Raw genomic sequence first — 12723 nt, forward strand, 5'->3', positions numbered from 1 at the left:
GGATTATTCGATGTTTTCCGGCTCCATCCCGGCTCTGGCGACCCCCTTTCGCGACGGATCGTTTGCCGAAGACCAGTTTCGTGCACTTGTGGACTGGCAGATTGACCAGGGCAGCAGTGCTCTTGTACCCTGCGGGACCACCGGCGAGGCATCGACATTGTCCAATGCCGAGCATCACCGGGTTATCGAAGTGTGCATCGAGCAGGCGGCTGGCCGGGTACCGATCATCGCGGGTTGCGGATCGAACGACACCACCAACGCCCTGTTGCATCTTACCTTCTCGAAAAAATGCGGGGCGGCGGCCGGTCTGGTCGTAGCGCCATATTATAACCGTCCGAATCAGGAAGGCATAACTGCCCATTTCACGACCCTGACCGAGAGCATCGATCTGCCGCTGGTTCTATATAATGTACCGGCGCGCACGGTCACCGATATCCAGCCTGAGACCGTTGCTGCTCTGTCCCACTTGCCCGGCATCGTGGCGATCAAGGATGCCAGTGGCGTATTGGACCGGGTCACCGAACATCGGCTCAATTGTGCCGATGACTTCGTCCTGCTGTCAGGTGTGGACGAACTGTCGCTGGCGTTCAACGCTGCTGGCGGTGTCGGCTGTATTTCGGTTACCGCCAATGTGGCGCCGAAATTATGCGCCGAGTTTCAGGCTGCCTGTGCGGCTGGCGACTATGCCAAGGCGCGCGAGTTGAATGACGTTCTCTATCCTTTGCACAAATCCTTGTTTTCCGACGCGTCGCCGGGGCCGATCAAATATGCATTGTCCCGGGTCCTGCCGGACTTTTCGACCGATCTGCGCTTGCCGATGACACCGCCGTCCGAAGCCAGCCGCAAAGCTGTTGATATTGCCTTGGAAGGGGCCGGTCTGATCTAATGGCAAAACCGCGGCCGGTAGAATTTGACAAGCAAAAGATCGTCGCCGAGAACCGGCGCGCGCGCTATGATTATTTTCTCGAGGAACATTTCGAGGCTGGCATCATGTTGACCGGAACAGAAGTTAAATCATTGCGCTTCGGTTCGGGGGCCATCGCCGAAAGCTATGCCGAGGTTAAGGGCGAGGAAGCCTGGCTGATCAACTCCAATATTCCCGAATGGAGCCATGGCAACCGTCATAATCATACGCCGACCCGTCCCCGCAAGCTGCTGCTCAAGCGCCGCGAGATCAACAAATTATATGCGGCCGTGATGCGCAAGGGGATGACGGTTGTGCCGCTGTCGATCTATTTCAACAGCAAGGGCAAGGCGAAGCTTGAACTGGCGTTGGCCAAGGGCAAGAAAGCACCCGATAAACGTCAGACCGAAAAGGATCGTGACTGGAAACGGCAACAGGGCCGGCTGATGCGCGAACATGGATGACCAGAAGCCCAATATTCGCGACAAGGATTTTGCTGCCCGGTTGATCATGGTCATATTCCACTGGGTGCAGAGGAAGATGCCGACCCGCGCGGGCATGGAACGCAGTAAATATCTGAAGCCGATTGCCCACCGTATATTGGTCTCCGAGCTTTGGCGGTTCACCCGTCGGTCGGTGCCACGCGGCGTTGCTTTGGGTATGCTGGCGGCTTTCCTGATCCCCGTCGGGCAAATATTTGCGGCGGTTTTCCTGGCGCTTCCCGTCCGTGCCAATGTTCCGATTGCAGCGGTTACCACTTTTATCACCAATCCCTTGACCTATCCGTTCTGGATCGCGGCAGCCAACCATATCGGGAAATTCATATTGCAAATGGATGCGATGACCGCCGGCCAGCCTATCAATACCCATATGCAGAGCGAATTTGGTCAATGGCTGACCTGGCTGGTGCGCGAAGCGGGCGTGACCGCCTTCGGGTTTTTCGTGTTCGCGATATTTTTTGCCGCGACCGGCTATTTGATCAGCAGCTGGGGATGGCGCTGGTGGATCGGACGCAAACGCAGAGACCGGCTCAATAAAATTCTCGGGGAAAGATCTGGCGATGGCCAGTAAGGCTCAAAATGATAGCGGGTTGCTGAATCCCAGCACCCGAAAGGCGCTGGTTGGCGTTCGGATAAGAGCGACATTGCTGGTCGTAGCGGTGATTGCTTCGGCCGGGCTGCTATATTGGCAAGTGCAGAATGTCGCTGTGATCAGCGCCTTTGCCGCTCTCGTCCTCAGCATGACTGCCATTGCCTATTTTCTGCGTCCACAATCCTCGTCCGATGATCAGGATTATGCAGACCCGGGAGATTGGGCGGTCACCCGGATGGTCGCCGATCAGTCGGATATCGGGCTGGCGATTACGGACCGGGCTGGCCGGCTGGTCTGTGCCAACGAGCTATTTACAAAATGGTTCAATGGTCCTGCCGTTCCCCCCGAACTACCACTGCAGGCTGGCGGCAACGAACTACTCGCGACCGCTGGGCGTACCGCTTGGCGGGACGGTCGCGGTTACGCGGAAGGTCTGAAACGCGGGGTCGCCGAATATAGTGCAAAAGTCGTGCGGGCCGGCCAGGGCGACGAATATCTGCTGTGGCAGATGATCCCGCAAATCCAGGCCGATATACTCGATGACATGACCCGTCTTGTCAGTGGCGGTGGTGGCCGGGCCTTTTCGGAATCGGGCATATTGGCCAGCGTGATTGGCGGGGAAGGGCGGATACGGGCTTCCAATCAAGCTTTTGCGCTGCGCGCAACCGGTCGGGTGGACGCTAATATTGCCGGTCGCAATTTCATCAATTTCCTGCGGTCTGATGACAAGGGCACAATCTTTTTTGAACGGGAGGGCCGCCACGGTACGCCGGTACGTCTTTTCCATATCCCGCTTGATCGGGAAAAGGAGAATGGTCCCGCGTTGATCCTGCTGATCGACGACGATGGCGGGATGGTCGAGCGCGGCAAGGCGCTCGAGCAGGTTGAATCGATGTTGTCACTGCTGCCCCTTGGTCTTGCGCTGACCGACCGCGATGGACGGTTCCTGTTCCTCAACGAGGCCTTTGCCAAAACCGCCGGCATTGCCGAGAAGGAACAGCCGCTCTATCCCGGTGACCTGATGATCCGCGACGACAAATCGGCGGTTGCCGACGCCGTGCGCCGCTATGCCAGCGGCCCGCCTAAGGCGGGCGATCTGGCGGTGCGGTTGCGCAATGGCGGCGAGGAACCGGTTGCGCTGGGCATTGCCGGGGTCCGCGGACTGGGCGAAGCGGCGGTGCTGCTGTCGATCCGCGACAATAGCGAAGAATCGAAATTGAAGAGCCAGGTTGCGCAGGCGACGAAAATGCAGGCTGTCGGTCAGCTGGCCGGGGGTGTTGCCCATGATTTCAACAATATCCTCACCGCAATCATCGGTCATTGCGACCTGATGCTGCTGCGCCACGCGCCGGGTGACAGTGACTATGACGATATCCAGCAGGTCAAAAATAACAGCAACCGGGCTGCCGGACTGACCCGCCAATTGCTTGCTTTCTCGCGCCAGCAGACCCTGCGGCCGCAAGTGCTGCAATTGCCCGACGTGGTGGCGGATGTGTCGAACCTGCTCAAGCGTCTGCTCGACGAGACCATCGAGCTCGAAGTGCGCCATGGCCGCAATCTCGGTCTGGTCCGCGCGGATCCAGGCCAGCTTGAGCAGGTGATCATCAATCTTGGTGTAAACGCCCGCGATGCCATGCCAAAAGGCGGCAAGATCTCGATCTCGACCCAGGCGGTTGGGGCACCAGATGTTCGCGCGCTGAAAAGCGATATCCTGCCAGTCGGTGACTATACCGCACTGATCTTCACCGATTCCGGAAACGGCATCCCGCCGCATGTGATTGGCAAGATTTTCGAACCGTTTTTCACGACCAAGGCAGTGGGCAAGGGCACCGGTCTCGGACTGTCGACGGTCTACGGGATTATCAAACAGTCCGGCGGCTATATATTTGCCGATTCCAAGCCCGGCGAGGGGACCACTTTCTCGATCTATTTCCCCGTTCACGTGCCGACGCAGGAAGATATTGCGCGGGCTACCCTGAACTCGCCCCCAGTCAAGGCGACTGCCAGAAAAGAATTATGGGGAAGCGGACATATCCTGCTGGTCGAGGATGAAGACATGGTCCGTGCGGTCGCGGAACGGGCCTTGATCCGGCAAGGCTATACGGTAGAGACCGCCAGCGAAGGCGAGGAGGCATTGGGCTTGCTCTCGGCGCGGGGCGACAAGGAACAGAAATTCGATATTATCGTTTCCGATGTGGTGATGCCGAATATGGATGGCCCGACCATGGCCAAGCATGTCCGCAAACATTATCCCGATCTGCCGATCTTGTTCATGTCCGGCTATGCCGAGGAACAATTGCGCAAATCGATCGATCTCGACAAAGTCAATTTTCTGCCCAAGCCGTTTTCGGTAGCGCAAATAGCAGAAGCGGTCGGAGAGACTTTGGCCGAACATGCCAAACTGGACTAGAAAACGGTGGTTTTTCAGTTAATTTTCAAAAATCTAGCCTATCAATAAAAAATTTATGTTCTCCCCTTGTTCTATGAGAACAAATGCGGTACATCATCACAATCATTGATTGATGATAGTTAAGCATTTAGCGAAGGGGACAGGCAAATGGCCGGCAATTTAAAAGTCGTAGAATCGGATAATCAGTTGAACTCATCAGACAGACAAAAAGCGTTAGACGCCGCGTTGGCGCAAATCGATCGTGCCTTTGGCAAAGGCTCGGCCATGAAGCTGGGCCAGCGCAAGGCGCTTGAAATAGAAGCTATCTCTACCGGTAGCCTGGGACTGGATATCGCGTTGGGAATCGGGGGATTACCAAAAGGACGCGTGATCGAAGTCTACGGACCGGAAAGCTCCGGCAAGACTACACTCGCTTTGCACGTGATCGCCGAAGCACAGAAAAACGGTGGCACCGCTGCCTTTGTCGACGCGGAACACGCGCTCGACCCGGTCTATGCCAAGGCATTGGGCGTCAATACCGACGAGCTGATCATTTCCCAGCCCGACACCGGCGAGCAGGCATTGGAAATTGTCGATACATTGGTGCGTTCCAATGCGATTGACATATTGGTTGTTGATTCGGTCGCCGCTCTGGTGCCGCGTGCAGAAATTGAAGGCGAAATGGGCGATACCCATGTCGGCCTGCAGGCTCGTTTGATGAGCCAGGCGCTGCGCAAGCTGACCGGTTCGATCAGCCGTTCCAAATGCATGGTGATCTTCATCAACCAGATCCGCATGAAAATCGGCGTGATGTACGGCAATCCGGAAACGACATCCGGCGGCAATGCGCTGAAATTTTATGCTTCGGTCCGGCTCGACATCCGTCGCACCGGACAGATCAAGGAACGCGACGATATTGTTGGCAACACCACCCGCGTAAAAGTGGTCAAGAACAAGGTCGCGCCGCCGTTCAAGCAGGTCGAATTCGACATCATGTACGGTCAGGGCATTTCCAAGGTCGGCGAGATTATCGATCTTGGCGTGAAAGCCGGCGTGGTCGAAAAATCGGGTGCCTGGTTCTCTTATGACTCGGTCCGCATCGGGCAGGGACGTGAAAATTCCAAGCGCTTCCTTCTCGAACATCCTGAGATGATGGAGAAGCTGGAAAACCAGATTCGCGGCAAACAGGAAGAAGTGGCCGAGGAAATGATGAACGGCCCCGTTCCCAAAGCCGATGATGAAGAAAAATAAGTGATTAGTCCGTCAGAGCGGTGACTTTTGTTGCCGCCCCGATGGTCTGCCTTAGAGTCAAAGATCGTCTCCGCTGATCCGGCTGGTGCTGGAACGGAGAAATCAAGACATGACAAGTTTTGCCGGATCACTCTCCCCCGAGGCGATCCCTGGCATAGGGCCGTCCTTCTGTCCCCCGACTGTAGGACGGCCCATTTTTATTTGTCTTTTTTATCGGCAGCGGAATGCCAAAATGTTGGAAAAGATTGACAACTGGCTGATTACACCGCTTCGTTGGCCCTAACTTTGACTAACTTTGAGCTCTCCGGAAGGCCAATATAGCAATGACAATCACCCTGCATCACCTCGAAAATAGCCGCTCGCAACGCATCATCTGGCTGCTGGAAGAGCTCGGTCTCGATTATGAAATCAAGCGTTACGAACGCGACCCCAAGACCCAAAAAGCACCGGCTAGTCTGAAGGCCATCCATCCTCTCGGCAAATCGCCAATGATCGAGGATGCTGGCGAAGTGATTATCGAGACCGCTGCGATCGCCGAATATCTCGTCGCCAAGGCCGGTGGCAAGCTGGGCGCGCCCGGCGATGCGAAAGGCGCTCGTCTCTACACCCAATATCTCCATTTCGCGGAAGGCTCGATGATGCCGCCGCTCTACGGACTGCTGGTGGTCGGCCGTCTCGGAATTCTTGGCTTTCCGGCGCGCAAACCGGTTGGCCAGATGGTCACTGACCTGCTGGTCTGGCTGGAGACCGAACTGGCGGACCGCGACTATTTTGCCGGTGATGAGCTTACTGCCGCCGATGTCATGATGAGCTTCCCGCTCGAAGCCTGCCAGTCCCGCGCCGGGCTCGATGAGCGCTATCCGAACCTGCTGGCCTGGCTGGAGCGTATCCATAGCCGTCCGCAATATCGTACCGCGCTCGAAAAGGGCGGGCCTTATGCCTATGCGTGATTTTCGATCCATTCTCGGGATTGTCAACGGCAGATCGCTCCCCTAAGTCGAATGGATGCAAACCACCAATGATATCAGACGGTCTTTCCTAGACTATTTCGCCGCTCAGGGTCACGAGATCGTCCCTTCTTCGCCGCTCATTCCCTACAATGATCCGACGCTGATGTTCATCAATGCGGGCATGGTCCCGTTCAAGAATATCTTTACCGGAGCGGAGAAAAGTCCATATTCTACGGCGACCTCCAGCCAGAAATGCGTCCGCGCTGGCGGCAAGCACAATGATCTCGATAATGTCGGCTATACCGCACGCCATCATACATTTTTCGAGATGCTCGGGAATTTCTCCTTCGGCGACTATTTCAAGGAGCAGGCAATCCACTATGCGTGGGACCTGATCACAAAGACCTGGGGCATTTCGCCGGAGCGGTTGACCGTTACCGTCTATCATGATGACGATGAAGCCTTTGACCTGTGGAAGAAGATTGCAGGCCTGCCGGACGAGAGAATCATCCGCATCGCCACCGATGATAATTTCTGGTCGATGGGCGATACCGGACCCTGTGGCCCTTGCAGTGAAATATTCTACGATCATGGCGAGCATATTGCCGGCGGCCCTCCGGGCAGTCCGGACGAAGACGGCGATCGCTTTGTCGAAATCTGGAATCTGGTGTTCATGCAATATGACCAGCGCGGCGAGGGCGATCGCGTTGATCTGCCCAAACCGTCGATCGATACCGGTATGGGACTCGAGCGGGTTGCCGCCGTCATGCAGGGCGTCCACGATAATTACGACATCGACCTGTTCAAGGCGCTGATTGCCGAATCCGGTTCGCTGACCGGCACTGTCACCACCGGCGACAATCAGGCCAGTCACCGCGTCATTGCAGACCATTTGCGCGCGTCATCCTTTCTGGTCGCCGATGGCGTTCTGCCATCGAACGAAGGTCGCGGCTATGTGCTGCGCCGGATCATGCGGCGGGCAATGCGCCATGCCCATTTACTGGGCGCCAAGGACCCGTTGATGCACCGGATGGTCGGTTCGCTAACAGGCGAAATGGGCAATGCGTTTCCCGAGTTGATTCGCGCCAAACCGCTGATTGAAGAGACATTGCTCCGCGAGGAAAATAATTTTCGCCGGACATTGGCCAACGGCCTGAAGCTGCTCGATGCCGAAATCGCCGATATGGGGGAAGGTGATATCCTACCCGGCGAAACCGCGTTCAAACTCTATGATACTTTCGGCTTCCCTTATGATCTCACCGAAGACGCTTTGCGCGCCCAATCGCTGGGTGTGGATCGCAACGGCTTTGACAAGGCGATGGCGGAGCAAAAAGCCGCCGCCCGCGCTGCGTGGAAAGGCTCCGGCGACCAGGCTTCCGATGCTGTCTGGTTTGATATTGCCGAACGCGAAGGCAGCACTGAATTTACCGGCTATACGTCAGAGGAAGGCGAAGGCGTCGTCGTGGCGCTGGTCAGGGATGGCGCCGAAATCGAAGTCGCCAATAGCGGCGAAAAGGTCACTCTTCTAACCAACCAGACGCCATTTTACGGCGAAAGCGGTGGGCAAATGGGCGACGCTGGCCAGCTATCCGGTGCGGACGGCTTCGAGGCCAGTGTGACCGACACCAGAAAACCGCTGGGGCGGCTTCATGCTCACCAGATTGAAATCAAGTCGGGTAGCGTGTCGGTCGGCGACATGGTCCATCTTAAAGTGGATGAAGGCCGGCGTACCGCGCTTCGTGCCAATCACAGCGCCACCCATTTGCTGCACAAGGCGTTGCGGCACCATCTCGGCGACCATGTGACCCAGAAGGGCAGTCTGGTCGCTGCCGATCGTCTGCGGTTCGATTTTTCCCATCCCTCGGCTCTGAGCGAAGCTCAGATGAAAGCCGTCGAAGCGGATGTGAATGCGCAGATTCGCGGCAACAGCCCGGTCACCACACGCCTGATGAGCCCCGACGAAGCTGTCGAAGCTGGTGCGCTTGCGCTGTTTGGCGAGAAATATGGCGATGAAGTACGGGTGCTTTCGATGGGCCGCGAAGCCGATCTGGATTATTCGGTAGAGCTATGCGGCGGTACCCATGTCCATGCGCTCGGCGATATTGGCCTGATGGTGGTTGTTTCGGAATCGGCAGTCGCCAGCGGAGTCAGACGTATCGAAGCGCTAACTGGTGAAGCGGCGCGACTGTGGTTTGCCGACCGCGATTACAAGCTCAAGTCGATTGCCGCGACGCTCAAGGCCTCTCCCGAAGAAGCAGCGGATCGCGTCGCCATATTGGTGGAAGAGCGCAAGAAACTCGACCGGGAATTGACCGAAGCAAAAACCGCGCTGGCAATGGCTGGCGACGGCGGAAGCGCGCAAGCAACCGAGACAGAATCCATCGGCGGTGTCGCGTTTAGCGGCAAGGTCATTCAGGGGCTGAACCCCAAGGAATTGCGCGGTTTGGTTGATCAGGCGAAAAAGAAACTGTCGAGCGGTGTCAGTGCGATGGTTGCGGTTAACGACGGTCGTGCAACGGTTGCGGTCGGAGTGACCGACGACTTGACCGAACGCCTGAGCGCGGTCGATCTGGTTCAAGCCGGGGTTGCTGCGGTTGGCGGCAAAGGCGGCGGTGGTCGTCCGGACATGGCACAAGGCGGCGGTCCTGAAGGCGCCAAAGCCGATGATGCAATTGCCGCGATCCGGGCTATTCTTGCGGGCTAAGTCCGTCCGGCACCAAATCGTCGGCGGTCGCCTGACCTGAGGCGGTGGTCATGGATTTTAGCTTGGGTTCCTGTTCCAGATCACCGTCTTCCTGAATCTGCTTCCGGTAGATATCGCGCAATTCATGGATCGACGCGATGACCGGGCCCATGGCAACGCCATTCTCGACCAGTACCGCCTCTGACAATTGCAGAGACCCTTCGAGCGCTTCTGGCACCGCGTTCGTAGCGCCGGCCTGATAAAGCTCGGCGGCATGTTCAATGTCCCGCGCCCTCGCAATGATCGGCAGATCGGGCACCCAGGCCCGGACTTTTTTGACAACCTGCACCGATAGTACCGGCTCGTCCATCGTCAGGACCAAGGCCTTGGCATGGCCGAGCCGTAAACGGTCGAGCATTTCGTTGCGGGACACATTGCCGAACATGATCGGATAGCCCTCGCGGCGGGCTTTAGCGACCGTGTCTATGTTGCTTTCCACTGCGATATATTTCTGATTATGAGTCGTCAGAAGGTCGGCGATCAGCTTCCCGACCCGGCCGAAGCCAATGATGATTGTCTGCTGGGCTTCCACCGGCAATTCGTCGGATGCCGCGCCGCCATCGCTTCGCATTTCCATGCGCCGGGCGATGTCGTGGCCGAACCGGGCCAGCAGTGGCGTGATGGTAAGGCCGATAGCGGTGACAATCTGCCAGAACGCTGCGGTCTGTGGCTGGATCAGCTGAGCCTGTGTCGCGGCGGCCAAAACGATCAACGTGGTTTCGGATGGGCTGGACATCAATACGCCAGCTTCGGTCGCGGTACCCGCGCGGGCTCCGGCAAAGCGGAGCAGGCTGCCGGTTACTACTGCCTTGACGAGGACCACGCCGACAACGGCAGTGATCAGGCTCGCCCAGTTTTCAAGGACAACCCGGATATCGACCTGCATGCCGACGGTAATCAGAAACACACCAAGGGCGAGACCCTTAAACGGCTGTGTGATAACCTCGACTTCGCCATGATATTCGGTTTCGGCGATCAACAGACCGGCGAGAAGCGCACCGACGATCGGAGACAATCCGGTGGCGGCTGTCGCGAGGCTAGCGAGGATGATGACCAGCAAACTTACCGCGAGGAATAGTTCGGGGCTTTTGGTCCGTGCGGCCTGCGCGAAAATTCGTGGGAGTATCAGCCGTCCAAGGACAAGCATGCCGATGATGACGGCGCCGCCCAGTAGAAGCGTTCGACCCAGGTCATCCCAGCCGCCATCAGCGGTGATAGCCGGAGAGATAGCGCCGAGAAGGAAAATGATCGGAACGATGGCAACATCTTCGAACAACAGCATGGCCAGAGCCGCGCGACCGACCGGGCTTTTTGTACCGGACATGGGCAGCACCAAAGCGGTCGACGAAAGCGCCAATGCCAGTCCCAGTCCCAATGCACCGGCAGAATTTTGGCCCAGAAGATATAGAACAGACCCGATGATCAAGCCCGAAGCCAGCAGCTCGGCTGCACCGACACCGAAGACGAGCCGGCGTAGCGACCAGAGACGCTTGAACGATAATTCCAGCCCGATGGAGAAAAGCAGTAATATAATCCCCATTTCGGCAAACGGCTCTATCGCCTCGCGATCACTGATGGTGACAAATTGCAGCCATGAATATTGGCCCTGCAATGACCCGAGCCCGGATGGCCCGAGCAAGATGCCGACCAGAATGAATCCGATAATCGGCGTTATTCGAAAACGGGCGAATGCGGGAATGATGATTCCTGCAGCGCCCAGGATTACGATGGCGTCAATGAAGGCGGGATTGTCGAGCGGACTATGCATAGGGCGACTCTATACGCGAACGATGCTATTTGTCAGCAGCTTACGTGACGGAGAATGCGAATGACGGATATTAATCGCGACATTGTGATTGTGGGTGGAGGTCCTGCGGGGATGATGGCGGGGCTGCTGTTCGCTCGTGCGGGATTGAAAGTCGCTGTGCTGGAAAAACATGCCGACTTTCTTCGGGATTTTCGAGGGGACACGGTTCACCCGTCAACGCTCGAGCTTTTCCATCAACTGGGAATGCTGGAGGACCTGCTGCAACTGCCGCACAGCAGATTGGATCAGGCATCCATCCATATCGCCGGTCGCCAGATGAAAGCGGTTGATTTTCGTTATTTGCCGGTGGCGGCGCCCTATATTGCGATGATGCCGCAATGGGACTTGCTCAATTTCATCGCGACAAAGGCAAGGCTATATCCCGGGTTTGATTTGCGTATGGAGACCGAAGCGGTGGACCTTCTGTACGACAAAACCGATCGGGTGTGCGGTGTCGAGACCCGTGACGGTCAGAGATTGAACGCCAGACTGGTTATTGCTGCCGACGGCAGACGGTCGGTGTTGCGCGGCAAAGCCGAACTGCCGCAGGAAAATATCGGCGCGCCGATGGACGTCTTCTGGTTTAAGATCGACAAGCCGGAGGGGCAGGGTGGTGACGTCTTCGGAACGGTGCAAGCGGGCCGGTTCATGGTGATGATAGATCGTCAGGATTATTATCAGTGCGCCTATATCTTCAACAAAGGGCAAGCCGATGAAGTGAAAGCCGCCGGGATCGAGACGTTTCGCGCTGGTTTGCGCTCGCTGGTCCCCGATCTGGGCGCGGCATTCGATCAGATCAGCAGCTGGGATCAGGTAAAAATGCTGGAAGTGGCGCTCGATCGCCTGGAGCGCTGGCATCGTCCGGGATTGCTGGCCATTGGGGACGCAGCGCACGCGATGTCGCCCATTGGCGGAGTCGGTATCAATATGGCGGTGCAGGACGCGGTAACCGCCGCCAATGTCCTGGCCGGGCCGATGGGGGCGGGAACGGATCCCGATTCGTTATTGGAGCAGGTCTATAGCCGCAGAATAAAGCCGGTACGGCGGATGCAGGCCATGCAAAAATTGGCGCAGGACAGGGTGATCGCCCCGCTTTTGCGGCGAATCAAGCCGATCGAGAAGCCGTTATTTGCGTTGAGGCTGCTGAACCGGGTGCCGCTGCTGCGCCGGTTCCCCGGCCGCGTCATCGGATTGGGGTTCGGGCGAGAGAATATTCAATCGCCCGAAGCTCCCATCATTCCGGAATGATTATTTCCAGTTTTGCATTTCTGTTTCAAGATTGGAACGAACCGCTTCAAAAAACTGTTCGGTTGTCATCCAAGACTGGTCTGGGCCGATAAGGATCGCGAGATCCTTGGTCATGTCGCCATTTTCAACAGTCTGGATACAGACGCGCTCCAGGGTTTCGGCAAAGCGCGTGACGTCCGGTGTATCATCAAATTTGCCGCGATAGATCAGGCCGCGTGTCCACGCGAAGATTGATGCGATCGGGTTGGTCGATGTCGCCTTGCCTTGCTGATGCTGGCGATAATGGCGGGTAACCGTACCGTGCGCTGCTTCTGCTTCGACACAATCGCCGGTTGGTGT

The 12723-nt window shown here is 57.1% G+C and carries 10 protein-coding genes; 8 read left to right on the forward strand and 2 right to left on the reverse strand.

Annotation, left to right across the window (positions count from 1 at the left end):
* The first annotated feature begins 10 nt into the window (after nt 1-10).
* From dapA to alaS, 7 genes are all read left to right on the forward strand, one after another.
* Nucleotides 11-886, forward strand: a complete 876-nt coding sequence (dapA, locus tag V7680_RS03785; protein WP_335651961.1) for a 4-hydroxy-tetrahydrodipicolinate synthase — start codon at nt 11-13, stop codon at nt 884-886.
* On the forward strand, nt 886-1368 hold the full coding sequence (smpB, locus tag V7680_RS03790) for an SsrA-binding protein SmpB (protein WP_335651962.1): 483 nt from the start codon (nt 886-888) through the stop codon (nt 1366-1368). The genes dapA and smpB overlap by 1 nt, the downstream gene beginning before the upstream one ends.
* Nucleotides 1361-1975: a DUF2062 domain-containing protein gene (locus V7680_RS03795; protein ID WP_335651963.1), complete on the forward strand. Its 615-nt coding sequence runs from the start codon at nt 1361-1363 to the stop codon at nt 1973-1975. The genes smpB and V7680_RS03795 overlap by 8 nt, the downstream gene beginning before the upstream one ends.
* On the forward strand, nt 1965-4406 hold the full coding sequence (locus V7680_RS03800; RefSeq protein WP_335651964.1) for a response regulator: 2442 nt from the start codon (nt 1965-1967) through the stop codon (nt 4404-4406). The genes V7680_RS03795 and V7680_RS03800 overlap by 11 nt, the downstream gene beginning before the upstream one ends.
* A 147-nt stretch (nt 4407-4553) precedes the next feature.
* Nucleotides 4554-5636, forward strand: coding sequence for a recombinase RecA (gene recA / locus V7680_RS03805; RefSeq protein WP_335651965.1), 1083 nt, complete (start codon nt 4554-4556; stop codon nt 5634-5636).
* A gap of 323 nt (nt 5637-5959) precedes the next feature.
* Nucleotides 5960-6586: a glutathione S-transferase family protein gene (locus V7680_RS03810; protein WP_335651966.1), complete on the forward strand. Its 627-nt coding sequence runs from the start codon at nt 5960-5962 to the stop codon at nt 6584-6586.
* A gap of 55 nt (nt 6587-6641) precedes the next feature.
* Nucleotides 6642-9290 (forward strand): alanine--tRNA ligase, encoded by a 2649-nt coding sequence (gene alaS, locus V7680_RS03815; RefSeq protein WP_335651967.1) that lies wholly within the window; start codon nt 6642-6644, stop codon nt 9288-9290.
* Here alaS and V7680_RS03820 read toward each other — a convergent pair.
* Nucleotides 9274-11097 carry a cation:proton antiporter domain-containing protein gene (locus tag V7680_RS03820; protein ID WP_335651968.1) on the reverse strand — a complete coding sequence of 608 codons (1824 nt, stop codon included), beginning with the start codon at nt 11095-11097 and terminating at the stop codon, nt 9274-9276. The two genes, alaS and V7680_RS03820, sit on opposite strands and share 17 nt — an antisense overlap.
* Nucleotides 11098-11157: 60 nt before the next feature.
* Here V7680_RS03820 and V7680_RS03825 point away from each other — a divergent pair, with 60 nt between their 5' ends.
* The gene (locus V7680_RS03825) at nt 11158-12384 is read left to right on the forward strand and encodes an FAD-dependent oxidoreductase (protein ID WP_335651969.1); all 1227 of its coding nucleotides are present in this window, start codon (nt 11158-11160) and stop codon (nt 12382-12384) included.
* On the opposite strand, the gene V7680_RS03830 is transcribed toward V7680_RS03825, so the two are convergent.
* Nucleotides 12385-12723: isocitrate/isopropylmalate family dehydrogenase (locus V7680_RS03830; protein ID WP_335651970.1), on the reverse strand; the 339-nt coding region annotated here is incomplete at its 5' end.

Source organism: Parasphingorhabdus sp. (genome assembly GCF_036963705.1).
Classification (GTDB): domain Bacteria; phylum Pseudomonadota; class Alphaproteobacteria; order Sphingomonadales; family Sphingomonadaceae; genus Parasphingorhabdus.

Excerpts from the sequence above, each read along its gene's own strand:
- dapA (WP_335651961.1), top strand. The coding sequence starts at position 11 with ATGTTTTCCGGCTCCATCCCGGCTCTGGCGACCCCCTTTCGCGACGGA.
- smpB (WP_335651962.1), top strand. The coding sequence starts at position 886 with ATGGCAAAACCGCGGCCGGTAGAATTTGACAAGCAAAAGATCGTCGCC.
- V7680_RS03795 (WP_335651963.1), top strand. The coding sequence starts at position 1,361 with ATGGATGACCAGAAGCCCAATATTCGCGACAAGGATTTTGCTGCCCGG.
- V7680_RS03800 (WP_335651964.1), top strand. The coding sequence starts at position 1,965 with ATGGCCAGTAAGGCTCAAAATGATAGCGGGTTGCTGAATCCCAGCACC.
- recA (WP_335651965.1), top strand. The coding sequence starts at position 4,554 with ATGGCCGGCAATTTAAAAGTCGTAGAATCGGATAATCAGTTGAACTCA.
- V7680_RS03810 (WP_335651966.1), top strand. The coding sequence starts at position 5,960 with ATGACAATCACCCTGCATCACCTCGAAAATAGCCGCTCGCAACGCATC.
- alaS (WP_335651967.1), top strand. The coding sequence starts at position 6,642 with ATGCAAACCACCAATGATATCAGACGGTCTTTCCTAGACTATTTCGCC.
- V7680_RS03820 (WP_335651968.1), bottom strand. The coding sequence starts at position 11,097 with ATGCATAGTCCGCTCGACAATCCCGCCTTCATTGACGCCATCGTAATC.
- V7680_RS03825 (WP_335651969.1), top strand. The coding sequence starts at position 11,158 with ATGACGGATATTAATCGCGACATTGTGATTGTGGGTGGAGGTCCTGCG.